Here is a 16652-nt window from a genome sequence, read left to right as displayed (position 1 = left end):
GAGTCGACGGAGCTCGGAAGATCAACAACCGTAGACGAGCAGGCGCATGCTCCTCATGGTTCGCCGGCGCCCGGCCTCACGTCAAGCGATTATCCGAGCGGAATCCAGCCGCTCTCGGACAGCGAATCGTCGTCGGACGTGCCGATCTTGGGCTGACCGTCGTTGAGGTCGTTGATCAGCTCCGAGACCGGGTGCGAGTCGCTGTAGTGGTAGCCCTGGGCCAGCGCGAAACCGAGCTCGGTGAGCACCGCGGCCTGGTATTCGGTCTCCACGCCCTCGGCGATGACCTGCAGATCCAGCGACTTGCTCAGCGCCGCGATCACGCCGAGCAGCGGCGGAGCGGGGGAATCGGAACGGATCGCGGCGACGAAGGACTGGTCGACCTTGAGGATGTCGCTGGGGATGGTGGCCAGGCGACTCAGCGAGGAGTAGCCGGTGCCGAAGTCGTCGATGGCGATGCGGACGCCACGGTCGCGCAGGGTGTGCAGGTTGGTGATCGCGGTCTGCGACTCGGCGGCCAGCTCGCTCTCGGTGACCTCGAGGACCAGCTGCTCGGCGGGCCAGCCGGTGTCGGACAGGATGGTCGCGACCCGCTCGGCGTAGTCGGGCTCGGCCAGTTCCAGACCGGAGACGTTCACGTTGAGAGTCAGGTCCAGCGAGGCGAAGCTCTCCTGGAGGCGGGCCGCGTCGGCACAGGCGCGCCGCAGCACCAGCTCGTCCAGGTCGGAGATGAGGTCGTATTCCTCGGCGACCCGGATCAGGCCCTCGGTGGTGACCTCGGGCTGGGCGTTCGACGACCAGCGCAGCAGCGCCTCCACCCCGACCGCCTGGCCGCCGTCCTCGGTGAGGCTGACGATCGGCTGGTAGTGCACGTCGAGGGCGCCGCGGTCGATCGCCTCGCGCAGTTCCACCGCCAGCGGCAGCTGCCGCGACGACTCGAGCACGGTGCGGTTGCGGCCCGCCTGCTTGGCCCGGTACAGCCCCACGTCGGCACGGCTGATCAGCAGCGAGCCGGATTCCCCCGGCTGCCACGAGGTGACACCGGCCGAGCAGCCCATGGTCACCGCCGCGCGCAGCTTCTCGGTGAGCAGGATCGCGGCCTGCTCGGTGGTGCCGGGCAGCAGCAGGGCGAAGACGTCGCCGCCGAAGCGGGCCAGCATCTGATCGGGGGCGAGCAGGTCGAGCCAGGTGTCGGCGACCCGCTGCAGCACCGCGTCGCCGGCCCGGTGGCCGAGATGGTCGTTGATCTTCTGGAAGCGGTCCAGGTCGACCAGCACCAGCGCCAGGCCCTGACCGCCGCGCCCGGCCGCGTCGATCGCCGGGTTGAGCTGCTTCTCGAAGCCGCGCCGGTTCAGCAGGCCGGTGAGCACGTCGATGTCGGCGTCGGAGGCCATCCGGGTGAGGATGCCGACGACCACGCCCGCGCCGAAGGTGACGCCGGCCGGGATCATGCCCGACCACCAGGGCAGGCCACGATCGGGCAGCACCCACAGACACAGCGCCATGGCGAAGCCGATATGGGCCGCGGCCTGCGGCCAGGCGAAGAACAGCGCCGCGTCGCAGGCGACGAAGACATAGAACGAGGCCAGCGTGATGCCGCCGACCAGGTTGGGGAAGTCGTGCACCGCGATCGTCACCAGGACGGTGGCGGTGGCCAGGTAGAGGTGGTGCAGGGCATGCGGCATGCGCGGGCCCCAGGCCAGCAGCGTGAGCCCGAGCACCAGCGCGACCGCCGCCGCGGTGCCCACCAGCAGCCGATTCCCGTCGTCGCCCGGTGCGATGGCAGTGATGGTCAGGCCGAGGACCCCGCCGAGGACGTAGAACGCCCCCGTTGTCCTGGCCATGACCTTTGCCGTCGCCAACGCCGATGCCGCCCGCACCCGGGTTCGGGTATCGCCGCGCGCCCCGATTCCTCGCACGAGCACCAGCCTAGATGTTGTTCGGTCAGGGCGTTTGCCACATCCACAATTCGGATTCCGGCAAACAGTGAAGAGCTCTACGGTTTGAGTACCTCGGTGCCGACGAACGGCACCAGAGCGGCCGGTACGCGCACCGAACCGTCGGCCTGCTGATGGTTCTCCAGAATCGCCACGATCCAGCGCGTGGTTGCCAGCGTCCCGTTCAGGGTCGCCGCGATCTGCGCCTTGCCGTTCTCGTCGCGGTAGCGGACCGCGAGCCTGCGCGCCTGGAAGGTGGTGCAGTTCGAGGTGGAGGTGAGCTCGCGGTAGGTCTGCTGGGTGGGCACCCAGGCCTCGCAGTCGAACTTGCGCGCCGCCGAGCTGCCGAGATCGCCCGCGGCCACGTCGATGACCCGGTAGGGCACCTCGATCGCGGCCAGCATCTCGCGCTCCCACGCCAGCAGCCGCTGATGCTCGGCATCGGCCTGCTCAGGGGTGGTGTAGACGAACATCTCCACCTTGTCGAACTGGTGCACCCGGATGATGCCGCGGGTGTCCTTGCCGTAGCTGCCCGCCTCGCGCCGGAAACACGACGACCAGCCCGCGTAGCGCTTGGCGCCCTCGCTCAGGTCGAGGATCTCCTCGGCGTGGTAGCCGGCCAGCGGCACCTCCGAGGTGCCGACGAGGTACAGATCGTCGTCGGCCAGGTGGTAGACCTCGGCCGAGTGCTGGCCGAGGAAGCCGGTGCCCGCCATGATCTCCGGGCGCACCAGCACCGGCGGGATCATCATGGTGAAGCCGTTGGCCACCGCCTTCTGCGCGGCCAGCTGCAGCAGGCCCAGCTGCAGCAGCGCGCCGTGGCCGGTGAGGAAGTAGAACCGCGAGCCCGACACCTTGGCGCCGCGCTCCATGTCGATCAGCCCGAGCGATTCGCCCAGCTCGAGGTGGTCCTTGGGCTCGAAGTCGAATTCCGGCGGGGTGCCGACGGTTTCGAGCACGATGTAGTCGTCCTCGCCGCCCGCGGGCGCGCCCTCCTGCACCACGTTCGAGATGGCGCGGTGGGCGGCGTCGAGATCGGCGTCGGCCGCGTTCTGGGCGACCTCGGCCTCCTTGACCTTGGCCGACATGTCGGTCGCCGCGGCCAGCAGGGCCGGGCGCTCCTCCTTGCTCGCCTTGCCGATGACCTTGCCCATCGCCTTGTGCTCGGCACGCAGGGTGTCGGCGGTGGCGACGGCGGCCCGGCGCGCGGCATCGGCTTCGAGCAGCGCGTCGACGAGTGCGGGGTCCTCACCGCGGGCCCGCTGCGAGGCTCGGACGGCTTCCGGGTTCTCGCGCAGGAATCGGAGGTCGATCATGAGAAAACAGCCTAGTAGTTTACGCAACTCTTAATTCGGCGGCCTATGCCTTCCGGGCCGAACAGGAGCATAGTTGCGGTGTGAGTACTACTTTCGACACCGCCGTCATCGACACCGCGCTCGCTGATCTCACACAGGGGGAAAAGACCTGGGCCGCGACCGACCTGCGCCGTCGCCGCGAACTGCTCGAGGAACTCCATACGCGCACCGCCGCGAACGCCGAGGCCTGGGTGGCCGCGGCCCGCACGATCAAGAAACTCGACGCCGACAGCCCGCTGCTCGGTGAGGAGTGGATGTCGGGCCCGATGACGATGCTGGCCGGCGCGCAGGCGCTGGCCGAGTCGCTGGGCGCGCTCGAACGCGGCGTCAGCCCGCTCGACGGCGTCGAACTGGGGACCGCGCCGGGTGGGCGGGTGTCGGTGCCCGCGCTGCCGCACGGTGTCTACGACAAGCTGCTGCTCAGCGGCTTCAGCGCCGACGTCTGGCTACGTCCGGGCGTCGACGCGGCGACCGCGCGTCGCAAGGCCGGGCTGGCCCAGCTCGAACCCGCCGCGACCGGCGGCGTCGGCGCGGTGCTCGGCGCGGGCAACATCATGTCGATCGCGCCGCTGGACACCCTCTACGAGCTCTACGCCAACAACCGGGTCGTCGCGCTCAAGCTCAACCCCATCACCGACCCGCTGCTGCCGGTGTTCCAGGCGATCTTCGCGCCGTTCATCGAGCTCGGCGTGGTGCGCATCCTCACCGGCGGCGCCGCCGAGGGCGGCTACCTGGTGAACCACGATCTGGTCGCGCACGTGCACATGACCGGCGGCGCGCCCACCCACGACGCCATCGTCTGGGGTTCCGGCGCGGAGGGCGCCGAGCGCAAGCAGACCGGCGAACCCAAGCTGGCCAAGCCGATCACCAGCGAACTGGGCGGCGTCGCACCGTGCATCGTGATCCCGGGTGACTGGTCGGCGGCCGACCTGAAGTTCCAGGCCGAGCACGTGGCCACCCAGCGCCTGCACAACGGCGGCTACAACTGCGTGGCCGCGCAGACCGTGGTGCTCAGCGCGGACTGGCCGCTCAAGGAGCAGTTCCTCACCGAGCTGCGCGCCGCGATCGACAACGCGCCCGCCCGCACCGCCTACTACCCCGGCAGCGACGGCCGGGTCGCGGGCGCGGTGGCGGCCTACCCCGGATCCGAGCGCGCCAACGGCCGGGTCCTGGTCGAGCACCTGCCCACCGCCGACACCCCGCTGCTGCGCACGGAGTACTTCTCCCCCGTGCTCGGCGTCGTCGAGCTGCCGGGCACCGGCGCGAGCTTCCTCAGCGGCGCCGTCGATTTCGCCAACGACGAGCTGATGGGCACGCTCGGCGCCAACATCATCGCCGACCCCGCGACCATCAAGGAGCTCGGTGGCGCGCTGGACACCGCGATCGAGAACCTGCGCTACGGCACCGTCGCGCTCAACGCCTGGACCGGCCTGGCCTTCCTGACCCCGCGGGCCAGCTGGGGCGCCTTCCCCGGCCACACCCTCGACGACATCCAGAGCGGCATCGGCGTCGTCCACAACGCCTTCCTGCTCGACGACGTGGAGCGCACCGTGGTCCGCGGCCCGTTCCGGCCCGCTCCGCGCGCGCTGCTGAAGGGTGAGTTCACGCTGAGCCCGAAGCCGCCGTGGTTCGTCTCCAACAAGACCGGCACCGCCACCGGCCGCAAGCTCACCGATTTCTACGGCGACGGCAAGCCGACCCGGCTGCCCGGCATCTTCGCCTCCGCCCTGCGCGGCTGACCCGACCCGGCCCCGGGCCGCCCGTCATGGGCGTTCCGGGGCGGAGTTCGTGGCACAGCCGCGACCACGCTGCCATGATGGACCGCGATGTCTGAACAGCAGAGCGAACCAGCCAAGGGATCCGCGCCGGGCGACGGCGGCGGCCCGCTGCACCTGTCGGCGAAGAAACTGCGGTGGGGGCTGCTGATCGGCGCCCTGGGCGCGGTGATCGCGGCCACGGTGACCATGACGATCACCGGCTTCGAGAACGAGAAGGGACTGGAGGCGCATCAGCCCGGTTCCGAGCCCGTGGTCCGCGACAAGGAGTTCAGCAGCGCGGGCGTCGGCGACTGCCTGAGCTGGACCAGGTCCGACCGTAGCGACCTGGTGAAGGTGAGCTGCGAGGACAAGCACCTGTTCGAGGTCGCCGGGGTGATCGACCTGTCGGCCTACCCGGGTCGCGAGTTCAGCGGCGGCACCAGGCATCCCGATTCGCTGCGGATGACCGAGCTCAGGGACGAGCACTGCGTCCCGGCCGTGCAGCAGTACCTGGGCGGCCGCTTCGATCCGCGCGGCCGGTACATGGTGAACGTGATGTCGCCGAGCCCGGCGGGCTGGCAGCACGGCGACCGGACGCTGCGCTGCGGCCTCCAGGTGGCGGCGACCGCGACCAGCCCGGCCGCGACCGGCAGCGTCACCAAGGTGGACCAGTCCAAGGTGCACGCCGTCGGCACCTGCCTCGGCATCAACCAGAACCTGCCCACCGATCCGGTCGACTGCGCCCAGCCGCACGCGGTGGAGATCGTCGGCACCGTGGACCTGGCCGCCAACTTCACCGGCGGACCGCCCTCGGAGGCCGACCAGGACAAGTACGTGGAGTCCGAATGCAACCGGCTCTCCTCCGACTATCTGGGCAGCCCCGACGCCATTCGGAACAAGACGCTGACGCTGTTCTTCGACTATCTGGAACCGACCAGTTGGCTCGCCGGCAGCAAGAAATTGGATTGCTGGCTCGGAAAGGGCGCCGACCGTGAGGGTTTCGCCGCGATCGTCGGCTCGGCGCGCGGTGACATCCTGATCGACGGCCAGGCCCCGGTGCCGCCGCCGAACACCGGCCGGTCCACCCCGGCACCGCTGCCCGGCGCGGCTCCGCTGCCCCCGCAGCCGCAACCGCGGTGACCGTGCCCGCGCGGATGTCCGAGGAGCGGTTCGAGGAGCTGGTCGGCGACGCGCTCGACCTGATCCCACCGGAGCTGACCGAAGCCATCGACAACGTGGTCGTGCTGGTAGAGGCCCGAAACGACGAGGAGCCCTCGCTGCTCGGGCTCTATCACGGGATCGCGCTGACCGAGCGCGACAGCTACTACGCGGGTTCGCTGCCCGATACCGTAACCATCTATCGAGAGGCTATTCTCGATATCTGCGACACGGACGACGAGGTGGTCGAGGAAGTAGCGATCACCGTGATCCATGAAATAGCACACTATTTCGGGATTGACGACGACCGGTTGCATGAGCTGGGATGGGGCTAGCGAAACTGGGTGGGGAATCGATGGAACCGAACGACCCGCTCTCGCGTCCTATCACTCGTAGGGGGAATTCTCGTGGTTCCCGATAGTCGCCACCAGAAGGAGTCGGGTCATGGTCGGACACGTTCTCATCACGCCTGAAATCGTCCTCGCCGCAGCCGCGGAGCTGGACCTGCTCGCCGAGCGGCTCGCCGTCGCCGCCGGTCTGGCCGGGCCGACAACCCACGTGCTCCCCTCGGGAGCCGAAGAGGTGTCGCTGCTCGCCGCAGGCCATTTCAACAAGGCCGCGTCCACGCACGACAGCTCGGTCGCCCAGGGCATCCTCGAGCTGCACCACGCGGCGGCCACACTGCGCACGCAGCTGGCGACCAACATCGTCGAAGACGTGGCTCAGGGGGCGGCCATCACCGCCATCCAGGTGTAGTCGTACCCGATCCGTCGACGATCATTCATTCAGGGGAGAAACAAGCATGACCGCAGGGATCACCGGGGTCTTCTGGCTGCCGCGCATGGCCGAAGTCAACTCGACCACACTGAACACGGGCGCGCACGCCGTCCCGATCTCCGCCGCCGCCACGTCGTGGGGCACGCTGGCCGCCGCGTGGGGTGACGCCGCGTTCACCGTCACGCGCGTGATCGCCGAGGTCGGCGTCGGCCTCCAGGGCGTCAACGGTATGGCCGTGCTCGCCAAGCTGGCGCCGTTCGGCGCCTGGGCGGGTCAGCAGGGCATCATGGCCGCGGCCATGAGCGCCAAGGCCACCGCCAACGCCACCGCCTACACCGTGGCCTCCATCGCGATGCCGAGCCTGCCCGAGATCGCCGCCACCAACACCGCGGTCGCCGCCTCGGCCAACCCGCCCGGCGTCGTGTCCGGCGCGTTCGAGGCGGCCGAGGTCGCCCGGCACGCCATGGACATCCGCGCCGCGCTGGTGATGGAGACCTACGAGGCCGCCACCACGGCCACCGTCACCACGCCCGGCGAGTTCTCGATGCCGCCGACGATCGCCAGCGGCGCGGGCACCGCGCAGCAGGGCGATTTCGGCAGCGACCCGCTGGCCACCGCGGCCGCCGCCGCGCAGGCCTTCGTCACCAACCCGGGTGTCGTCAGCGCCGCCACCCAGGCGGCGAACGTCGCCGGTGGCGTCCTGACCAGCGGTGTCAGCACGGTGGGCAACATCGGCGCCTCCGCGATCTCGGCCGCCACCGCGGCGACCGTGCCCGCGACCACCGCCGCCGCGCCCGCGATGGCGAGCCTCGGCGCGGCCGGTGCCGCCGCCGGTGGCATGGCCACCATGTCGGCCGGCCTCGGCAACGTCACCCTCAACGCCGGTCAGCTCAAGCTGCCCGAGGGTTGGGGCGCGCCCGCCGCCAACGCGGCCGCCGCCGCACCGGTGTCGGTCGTCTCGCGCGTCGACAACGCCCCGGTCCGCAACGCGAACACCGCGGGCAACCCGCTGCTCGGCAGCCGCGCCAACGACGAAGAAGACGACGAGCACAAGGCCAACGACTACGGCCGCTCCGACGAGGCCTTCACCGACGGCCGCTTCACCGCCGACGGCGTGATCGGCTCCGACCTCGCCGGCACGGCCAAGTGACGATTCTCGGCGGGGGCGGCGGGGGGTCGCTGCTCGAGGCCGTCGTGCTCTCGCTCGACGACATGCAGTTCCTCCTGGAGAAGCTGCAGTTCGACGAGATGCCCGTGGTGCTCGACGCCATGGGCCGCTATGACAACGTCACAGCGCACGACGCCGCCATGAAGGTGGCCGAGGCCGCGCTCACCGAACGCGAACTGCTGTTCGGTGACGTGGTGCAGCCGGAGCTGGCCGAGCGCCTGCGGGTGCTCTACCGGCCGCAATGGATCATCGCGCTGCGGTGGGTGGTCCAGGGCCACGTGAACCGATTCTGTCTGGCGCAGGGCGACGACCGCGCGGTCGTCGCCCTGCGCGGGCCGGAGTCGTTCGTCATCGACGACGCCGGGCTCGATCTGCCCGGCGCGGTACTGCACGCGCTCGGTCAGTCCGAGGCGCTCGAGCTGTACGGCATGAACGCGCCCACCGAGGCGCTCGCGCCGATCTTCGGCGACACGGGCGACGTCGCCACCACCGTGGAGCGGCTGAGCAAGATCGGCAAGCCCGCCACCGACGCCCAGGCGCTGGCCTCGGCACTGGTGGAGATCCACTCCTACGCCGAGATCGTCGGCGTCGCCTACGGTGACGGCACCCGCGAGATCCAGGACAACCACATCGCCGTGTTCAACACGCGCGCAGGCCGTTTCATCATCACGGCCAGCGTCGCCGACGACGGGGTGAAGTGGTCGTCCATCGCCACCGGCACCAACGCGCGCCTGCGCACGGCGGTGGCCGACCTCATCGAGTCGCTGCCGATCCGCACCGAGTTCCCGGCCGCGAAGGCCGAGAACCTGGGGTAGTCACCCCATCGGATCGTCGGCCGACGGCGCGGCCTTGACCGTGAACGGCGGCAGGAACCTGCCCCAGCGCAGGCACTCCCAGCCGCCGTTCTCGGTGGGCACCAGTTCGATCGTCTCGGTGTTGTCGAGGTGGTTGTTCGTCGTGAACGGCGGCGCCACCCCGGCCAGTGTCATCGCGACCAGGCGCATGGCGGCGCCGTGGTTGACGACCACCACGTCGCCGTCGGCGTCGCCGGTGAGGAATTCCTCGCGCAGTCCGTCGAGCACCGGCACGATCCGTTCGAGCACCTCATGGCCGGACTCGCCGCCGGGCGCCCTGGTGTCGAGCTCGCCGTGATGCCAACCCCGGTAGATCTTCTGGAAGAACTCGTGTGCTTCCCGGTCCGAGCGGCCGTGCAGTTCGCCGACCTGGACTTCGTACAGGCCGTCGAGGACGTGTGCCTGGGTGCCGGTGGCGGCTTCGATGTAGCTCGCGGTCTGCCTGGCGCGCAAGGCTTCCGACGAGACGAGGACCTGCGGGGCGCGTACGAGCGCGGCGCCGAACGCCTTCGCCTGTGCCACACCACGTTCGGTCAGCGGCAGGCCGGGAACCTGGGTGTCGAGGATCTTGGCGATGTTGCCCTCGGTCTCCCCGTGGCGGACCAGGACCAGCTTGGCGGGTGTTCTCATAGGTCGGCGACCCCCTTTCGCAACTGCGTCAACCATTCTGCGGCAGGCTCGTCCGACGGGGGCGGCGTGCCGACTGCCGCGGACGCGGGCCAGGATCCGAGGTAGCGGACCCGCGCCGTGCGGTGCAATGCCTTCAGTGTCTCCGCGACCGCCGGATCGTCGAGGTGGCCGACGCAGTCCAGGTAGAAGCGGTAGGTGCCCATCGCGGTCCGGGTGGGCCTGGACTCGATGCGGGTCAGATCCACACCGCGCGTGGCGAATTCGGCGAACGCGCGCATCAGCGAGCCCGGCTCGTTCGGCAGTTCGAGCACCACGGAGGTGCGGTCGGCGCCGGTGGCGGCGGGCGCGACGCCGGGCTTGGTGACCAGGACGAACCGGGTGATCGCCTGCTCGTGGTCGGCCACGCCGGAGGCCAGCGCCACCAGCCCGAGCCGCTCGCCGGCCAGCGCGGTCGACACCGCGGCGTCGGCGGTGCCCGCGGCCACGTCCTCGGCGGCCGCGGCGTTGGACGCCGAGGTGAACGGCTGCGCCTGCGGCATCGTGCGCGCGACCCACTGCCGGACCTGGGCAGCGGCCACCGGGTAGGCGGCCAGCGTGCGCACCTGGTCGAGGGCGGTGCCGGGCCGCGCGACGATCGTGAAAGTCACCTCGAGCTCGGTCTCGGCCATGATCTGCAAGCGGGGGCCGATGGCGAGGGAGTCCAGGGTCGCGGGGATGGATCCTTCGACGGAACTCTCGATCGGCACCACGGCGCCGTCGACGTCGCCGGAGCGGATCAGGTCCAGTGCCGCGCCCTGGCTCGGCGCGGCGACACGTTCGACCGGGGCGTCGAAGACTCCCGAGGTCTCGAACTTCGCCAGAGCCATCTCGGTGAACGTTCCGGACGGTCCGAAATACGCAATACGCGGCACACAGAAAGATTAGCTGGAACGTTGTCCGAAGTCGGCCCAGCTCATGAATCGAGCACTCGGAGAGCGGCGGTGACGGCCTGCTCATCGTCGGTTTCGACCGCCAGCAGCACAGTTCTGGTCGCCTCGATCGCAGGTGGCTTGAGCGCGCGCAGGAAATCGAGGTCGGGAGCGGTGAGGGCGGTCGGGATGTCCTCGCCGCACAGGGCGGCGACGGTAGCCGCGACGACGGCGACGGCACGCGGGCCGTGCGCGGTGCGGGCGACGAAGCCGTGGTCGGCGTGGGCGAGGCGGACCAGGTGCGCGGCGAGCTCGGCGTCGGGAATGTCGACGTCGACGACTTCCGCGCCGGCGGTGGCGCCGGGGGCGCGCACCAGCCCGGCCACCAGGCTGCGGCGGGCGGGGGCCGACAGGCTCACCAGCACCGGTTCGGCGGTGGGCGGGTGGTCGTCGCCGTGGTCGTCGTGCGTCATCAGACCACCGTAGATCCGCCGGATTCGCCGATTCACCGGGGCGTCCTCTTGCGCGAACCGGCGTCGTAACTTAGCTTAGGTTTACCTAATCATCAGTTCGCGGAGGTTGTCATGTCGAGCCCAACCACGATCCTCGCGCCGACGACCGCGGAGCGGGTTCGCAGCGCGTGCGCCCACGCGGAGACGGCGATGCTCGCGCTGCCCGGCATCGATCCGGTACCGACCACGCTGCATCACCTGCGCCGCTGCGGCGACGCGGTGATCGCGGTACCCGCCGACTCGATCGCGGCGGCGCTGGCCGCCACGGCGAACGAGACCTCGGCGGTGCTCGAGCTCACCGACCACGCCCCGCTGCCGCTGCGCGAGCCGGTCCGGGCCCTGGTGTGGCTGCGCGGCTGGGTGCGCCAGGTGCCGGTGCAGGCCCAGCGCGCGCTCGCGATCGAAATCGCCAAGGAGTTCCCGCATCCGGGGCTGCTGGACGTGGGCCACGGAGTCACCCTGATGCGCGTGATGGTGAACTCGGCGGTGCTGGCCGACGCTTCCGGCGCCGAATCGGTCGACCACAGCGACCTGCGCGCCGCCGCCCTCGACCCGTTCTGCGAGATGGAAAGCGCCTGGCTGCAGCACATGGCCGAGGACCACGCCGACATCGTGGCCCAGCTGTCGCGGCATCTGCCCGCTCGCCTGCGCGGCGGCCTGGTGCATCCGCTGGCCATCGACCGCTACGGCCTGACCCTGCGGGTCGAGAGCGCCGAGGGCGACCACGACGTGCGGCTGGCCTTCGGCGCGCCCGCCGACGACGTCGCCGCGCTGAGCAAGGCGGTGCGCATCCTGGCTGGGTGCCCCTTTCTGAACGGCCTGCGCCGCATCTGAATCCGGTGCCCGCCGGAGCGGGCCCCTACACTGCGCGACATGCGCGTCGAGCCCCCTGACACCCCGCTGAGCGAGCGCGAGCGCTTCGGTCTCCGCGTCGAGATCGTCATCGTCCTGCTCGTCACCTTCGGGTTGAGCGGGATCAGCGCCGCGCTGTCGCTGCTGGATTCGGCGTTGTCGCCGGGCGGCGTCGGCGGGCGCACGGTGGCGCTGAACGCCTCGCGCTCGGACAATTCGTTGCTCGACATGCTGTTCCAGCTGGTCGGCATCACCCGGCTGCTGGCCTGGGCCGCGCTGGGCCTGTACCTGCTGTGGCGCAGCGGGATCGGGCCGCGGCTGATCGGCCTGGCCCGGATCGGGCGCACCGACGTGCTGGCCGGGCTGGTGCTGGCCGCGGTGATCGGGCTGCCCGGCCTGGCGCTGTATCTGGCCGCGCACGCGTTCGGGGTGAGCGTCACCATCGTGCCCAGTTCGCTGACCGAGCACTGGTGGCGGCTGCCGGTGCTGATCCTGTCGGCGTGTGCCAACTCGGTGGCCGAGGAAGTGCTGGTGGTGGGCTATCTGATCACCCGGCTGCGCAGGCTCGGCTGGTCGGAGAACGGTTCGCTGGCCGCCTCGGCGCTGCTGCGCGGCAGCTACCACCTGTATCAGGGGCTCGGCGGTGGCCTGGGCAACATCGTGATGGGTGTGATCTTCGCCCGGTACTGGCAGCGCACGAATCGGCTGTGGCCGCTGATCCTGGCCCACGCCACCATCGACGCGGTCGCCTACCTGGGCTACACAGTGTTGCGCGGACGCGTCGGCTGGCTGCCGTGAGCGGGGTTTTCCCGGCGAGTCTCGCCACATCCGCGCGTTTCGCGCTAACGGAGACCGCCGCGCGGGGTATCCAGTAGAGACCGTGCGCGCAGACCCTGCCCGCGCACCCGACGATCAGTAGAGTTCGACAGTGATGAACGGCGACGATCCGCGCGACGACCCGCGCAGGCGCCGGGTGCCGCCGCACGCAGGCCGCCCCGGCGGTCCGGCCATGCCACCGCCCGGCCGGGGTGTCCCGCCACGCAGGCCGGTGCCGCCCGGCGAGGACCCGACGGTCCGCCACGGCAACCGCGGTCCGGCCCCCGACGAGGGCCCCACGGTGCGCTACAACCCGGCACCGCGCCGGGAACGACCCGCCTCGCATATCGAGCCCACCCAGGTCATGCACCGCGACGGGCGCGGTGATCAGCCGCTCGCGTACTCGCAGATGCCGCGCGAGCAGGAGAAGCCGCGCCAGCACGCGCCCACCCAGCGCCCGATGCCGCACCGCGAGCCGCCGCGGCACGCGCCGACCCAGCGCCCGGTCCCGCACCACGATCCGATCCCGCCCCGGCGCACCCCGCCGCCGCCCGACGCGGGCAGGCAGGCGCAGCCGCCGCGCCGGCGGCGCAAGCGTCATCCGTTCCGGTGGATGACGGTGCTCATCGTGCTGCTGATCGCCGGTCTGATCGCGGCGGTCGTCCACCTGGACAACTCGCTCACCCGCATCCCGGCCTTGACCTCCTACAGCGGCCGGGTGGCGGACACACCGGGGACGAACTGGTTGCTGGTCGGCTCCGACGGCCGCGGTGACCTCTCCACCGATCAGGAGCAGGAACTCTCGACCGGCGGCGACACCGGTCCCGAGCGCACCGACACGATCATGCTGGTGCACATCCCGGCGTCCGGGCCGACCACGATGGTCAGCCTGCCGCGCGACTCCTACGTCAGCATTCCCGGCTACGGCAAGGACAAGCTGAACGCGTCGTTCGCCTTCGGTGGCGCGCCGCTGCTGGTGCAGACGGTCGAGGAGGCCACCGGGGTGCGCATCGACCACTACGCGCAGATCGGTTTCGGCGGTTTCGCCGGCGTCGTCGACGCGCTCGGCGGCATCGATGTGTGCCTGGACGAGCCGATCGTCGACCCGCTGGCCGGGCTCGACCTGCCCGCGGGCTGCCAGCGGCTGACCGGTCCGGAGGCGCTCGGTTTCGTGCGCACCAGGGCCACGCCGCGCGCCGACGTGGACCGGATGAACCACCAGCGGATGTTCATGTCGGCGCTGCTGAAGAAGGCGACCAGCACCGGCACCCTGCTCAATCCGTTCTCGCTGTGGCCGATGGCCACCGGCGTCGCGGGTTCGCTGAAAGTCGACGACAGCGACCACATCTGGAACCTGGCCGCGCTCGGCTGGGCCATGCGCGGCGACACCGTCACCACCAGCGTGCCGATCGGCGGATTCGACGACACCGACGTGGGCAACGTGCTGCTCTGGGACAAGGCCAAGGCGAGCGGATTCTTCGAGGCGCTGGCCAACGATCAACAGATTCCCGAGGACCTGCTGACGCGGTAACGTCGATGGCATGTCCGAGGACCGATCGTTCATCGAGCTGCTGCGCGAGCAGATCCGGCACGGACTCACCGCGTCGCAGCAGTACCTGGCCGCCGCCGTGTATTTCGACGCGCAGCGCCTGCCACAGCTGGCCGGGCAGACCTATGCCCGCTCGGCGGAGAATCGGGGCCATGCCATGCGGATGGTCCAGTATCTGCTCGATCGCGATGTCGCGGTGACGATCGGCGGGCTCGACGAGGTGCGCGAGGAGTTCGACTCGCCGCGCGCCGCGATCGCGTATCTGCTCGATCGGGAGCGCGTCACCACCGGCCAGATCAGCGCGCTGGCCGCCGCGGCCAGATCCGCCGAGGATTACCTGGGCGAACAATTCATGCAGTGGTTCCTCCAGGAACAGGTGGCCGACGTCGCCGAGATCAGCACGCTGCTCACCGTGCTCGACCGGCAGGAGAATCTCTTCGACGTGGAGGAATTCATCCGGCGCGAGCTGGCGGGCGCGGTCGCGGTGGACAACACGGGACCGAAAATGGCTGGCACAGGGCACCTTCAGTAAGGGAATACTTGGTTAGGAAATACTTCCCTCAATAAGGTTGCACTTGGATGACAACCCCCTTTTACCAGGTCTAATGTGGCGGCCATGTCGATTCATCCGGAACCCCCGCGCAGCAAATTCCACAGCCTGCTTCAAGACCAGATCCGGCATGAGTTCAACGCCGAACATCAGTACATCGCCATTGCGGTGTGGTTCGACAACAACGACCTGCCGCAGCTGGCCAAGCGCTTCTACGCCCAGTCTGTCGAAGAGCGCAATCACGCGCTGATGATCGTGCAGTACTTCCTCGATCGCGACATCAGCATCGAGATCGCCGGCATCGATGCGGCGAAGTCGAACTTCGAGTCCGCCCGCGAGCCGATCGAGCTGGCCCTGGCCCAGGAGAAGACGGTCACCGACCAGATCATCCGGCTGGCGAGCACCGCCCGCGAAGAGGGCGACTACCTCGGCGAGCAGTTCATGCAGTGGTTCCTGAAGGAACAGGTCGAGGAAGTCGCGCACATGACCACACTGCTCAACATCGCCGATCGCGCCGGGTCGAACCTGTTCGATCTGGAGGCGTTCATGTGGCGCGAGCTCAGCACCCCGAAGGACGCGTCGGGCGCACCGTCCGTCGCCGGTGGCAGCGTCTGATATTTCGGCCCGATCGGATTCGGCTCGCGCGTACGCGAGCCGAATCCGTCTGTTTCACCGGCCGGAGCCTTTACCAGCCCGAGCCGGAACCACCCGAGCCGGTATTGGCGAGAATGGTGCCGATCACCATCTGGGCGATACCGGCGACAGAACCGAGAAATTCCATGATGCCTCTTTCCTCTTCGCCGATCGGTCGGCGTAGGCGTGAACCTAGCCGACCCGGCGTCTGAAAGAGGCTTATTTCATTTATTTCAGGACGGAAAGATTCAGCGCAGGGTGACCTGACGCGACCGCAGCCCGTCGCGCGAACGCCGCTCCTCGCCCGTCATCGGCGCGTCCGAAGAAAGCGCCTCGGCCAGCCGAGCCCCGAATTCCCGTGCGGGAGTTTCCCATTCGGTGGGGTGCCGCTCGGGATCGAGGTCGAACACCGGCACCAGCAGGCCGTGCGTGCGGAACGAACCGGCGAAGCGCGAGCCCTCGCCCATGTGCAGTCCGCCGCTCGCGTGCACGCGCGCCAGCGCGAGCATCAGCTTGTCCTCGTCCTCGGGACGCACCCAGCGCACGTGCGCCTTCTCGCCCGCGTCGACCCACCAGGCCGCACCGATGCCGTCGGCACCGAGATCGATCCGCGCCGACGGCATGATCGCCTGCTTGGCCTGCTCGATCGTGGCCGCCACCTGCGGATCTGGGGTCACGCCCGCGGGCACCCACCAGTCGAAGTCCTGATGCACGGTGAGCTCGAGGTCGGCGCCGGGATCGATCACGTCGGCCAGGCGCGGGCCGCCCTCGACCGCGTCGGCCGAGTTCAGCGACTCGCCCGGCTCGGCGGACTGGGTCCACAGGATCGCCGCCGCGATGTCGGCGTTCGGGTCGGTGCCCTGGTACTGCATCTGCGTGCCGACGAAGCCCACCGGCTCGTCGCCCGCGCGCACCAGCGCGGCCACCGCGCCGGGCAGCACGGTCGCCAGCGTCACCTCGCGCTGCGCCGCGACACCGGGCGCCAGCTTCAAGGTCGCGGTCGCCGACGGCACGAACTCCCGCAGCGCCACCAGATCACATTCGGCAGCAAGCCCCTCGAACGGCCGCGTCGGGGCCGCCGATGCCTGCTCCTGCGCCGCACGCCGCTCGGCGAGACGCTGAGCCCGATTACTGTCGGGCTTCGGACTGTTCCGCTTGCTTTTACCCACGCCAGGAGTTTATGGCCGGGCGGCCCG

At 70.0% G+C, this 16652-nt stretch carries 17 protein-coding genes; 11 read left to right on the top strand and 6 right to left on the bottom strand.

Annotated elements, in window-relative coordinates; all coding sequences use genetic code 11:
* Positions 1-89: 89 nt before the first annotated feature.
* Entirely contained in the window at positions 90-1844 is a 1755-nt protein-coding gene (locus tag EL493_RS04235) for a putative bifunctional diguanylate cyclase/phosphodiesterase (protein WP_019044353.1), read from the bottom strand.
* Between the two features lie 152 nt (positions 1845-1996).
* Positions 1997-3253 (bottom strand): serine--tRNA ligase, encoded by a 1257-nt coding sequence (gene serS / locus EL493_RS04230; RefSeq protein WP_019044352.1) that lies wholly within the window; start codon positions 3251-3253, stop codon positions 1997-1999.
* Positions 3254-3333: 80 nt separating this feature from the next.
* Here serS and EL493_RS04225 point away from each other — a divergent pair, with 80 nt between their 5' ends.
* The 6 genes from EL493_RS04225 to EL493_RS04200 all read left to right on the top strand — a co-directional run bounded on the left by EL493_RS04225 (position 3334) and on the right by EL493_RS04200 (position 8967).
* On the top strand, positions 3334-5031 hold the full coding sequence (locus EL493_RS04225; protein ID WP_019044351.1) for an aldehyde dehydrogenase family protein: 1698 nt from the start codon (positions 3334-3336) through the stop codon (positions 5029-5031).
* Between the two features lie 87 nt (positions 5032-5118).
* Positions 5119-6189 carry a septum formation family protein gene (locus EL493_RS04220; RefSeq protein WP_019044350.1) on the top strand — a complete coding sequence of 357 codons (1071 nt, stop codon included), beginning with the start codon at positions 5119-5121 and terminating at the stop codon, positions 6187-6189.
* Between the two features lie 14 nt (positions 6190-6203).
* The gene (locus EL493_RS04215) at positions 6204-6542 is read left to right on the top strand and encodes a metallopeptidase family protein (protein WP_030201715.1); all 339 of its coding nucleotides are present in this window, start codon (positions 6204-6206) and stop codon (positions 6540-6542) included.
* A gap of 109 nt (positions 6543-6651) precedes the next feature.
* A complete protein-coding gene (locus EL493_RS04210) occupies positions 6652-6963 on the top strand; it encodes a PE family protein (protein WP_019044348.1) in 312 nt (103 codons plus the stop codon).
* A 46-nt stretch (positions 6964-7009) separates the two neighbouring features.
* On the top strand, positions 7010-8134 hold the full coding sequence (locus EL493_RS04205) for a PPE family protein (protein WP_019044347.1): 1125 nt from the start codon (positions 7010-7012) through the stop codon (positions 8132-8134).
* The gene (locus EL493_RS04200) at positions 8131-8967 is read left to right on the top strand and encodes an ESX secretion-associated protein EspG (protein ID WP_019044346.1); all 837 of its coding nucleotides are present in this window, start codon (positions 8131-8133) and stop codon (positions 8965-8967) included. Before EL493_RS04205 ends, EL493_RS04200 begins: the two co-directional genes overlap by 4 nt.
* Here EL493_RS04200 and EL493_RS04195 read toward each other — a convergent pair whose 3' ends face one another.
* From EL493_RS04195 to EL493_RS04185, 3 genes are read right to left on the bottom strand one after another with little or no spacing between them, the layout of a single operon-like run.
* The gene (locus tag EL493_RS04195; protein ID WP_019044345.1) at positions 8968-9636 is read right to left on the bottom strand and encodes a histidine phosphatase family protein; all 669 of its coding nucleotides are present in this window, start codon (positions 9634-9636) and stop codon (positions 8968-8970) included.
* A complete protein-coding gene (gene pheA, locus EL493_RS04190) occupies positions 9633-10547 on the bottom strand; it encodes a prephenate dehydratase (RefSeq protein WP_030201712.1) in 915 nt (304 codons plus the stop codon). The genes EL493_RS04195 and pheA overlap by 4 nt, the downstream gene beginning before the upstream one ends.
* Positions 10548-10588: 41 nt before the next feature.
* Complete coding sequence (locus EL493_RS04185) at positions 10589-11017, bottom strand: hypothetical protein (RefSeq protein WP_019044343.1); 429 nt, start codon at positions 11015-11017, stop codon at positions 10589-10591.
* A gap of 111 nt (positions 11018-11128) precedes the next feature.
* Between EL493_RS04185 and EL493_RS04180 the strand changes: the two genes are divergently transcribed.
* The 5 genes from EL493_RS04180 (at position 11129) to EL493_RS04160 (ending at position 15438) form a co-directional block, all read left to right on the top strand.
* Complete coding sequence (locus EL493_RS04180) at positions 11129-11890, top strand: DUF2470 domain-containing protein (protein WP_022566553.1); 762 nt, start codon at positions 11129-11131, stop codon at positions 11888-11890.
* Between the two features lie 39 nt (positions 11891-11929).
* Positions 11930-12706, top strand: a complete 777-nt coding sequence (locus EL493_RS04175; protein ID WP_019044340.1) for a CPBP family intramembrane glutamic endopeptidase — start codon at positions 11930-11932, stop codon at positions 12704-12706.
* 133 nt (positions 12707-12839) lie between these two features.
* Positions 12840-14255, top strand: coding sequence for an LCP family protein (locus EL493_RS04170; protein ID WP_019044339.1), 1416 nt, complete (start codon positions 12840-12842; stop codon positions 14253-14255).
* A gap of 10 nt (positions 14256-14265) precedes the next feature.
* The gene (locus EL493_RS04165; RefSeq protein WP_019044338.1) at positions 14266-14805 is read left to right on the top strand and encodes a ferritin; all 540 of its coding nucleotides are present in this window, start codon (positions 14266-14268) and stop codon (positions 14803-14805) included.
* 84 nt (positions 14806-14889) lie between these two features.
* On the top strand, positions 14890-15438 hold the full coding sequence (locus tag EL493_RS04160) for a ferritin (RefSeq protein WP_030201709.1): 549 nt from the start codon (positions 14890-14892) through the stop codon (positions 15436-15438).
* Between the two features lie 266 nt (positions 15439-15704).
* On the opposite strand, the gene EL493_RS04155 is transcribed toward EL493_RS04160, so the two are convergent.
* Positions 15705-16625, bottom strand: coding sequence for a DUF5926 family protein (locus EL493_RS04155; protein ID WP_030201707.1), 921 nt, complete (start codon positions 16623-16625; stop codon positions 15705-15707).
* Positions 16626-16652: the final 27 nt, after the last annotated feature.

Source organism: Nocardia asteroides (assembly GCF_900637185.1).
In the GTDB taxonomy this organism is placed as follows: Bacteria; Actinomycetota; Actinomycetes; order Mycobacteriales; family Mycobacteriaceae; genus Nocardia; species Nocardia asteroides.
Note: the sequence above shows the minus strand (reverse complement) of the source record. Positions and strands in the feature narration are given on the sequence as shown.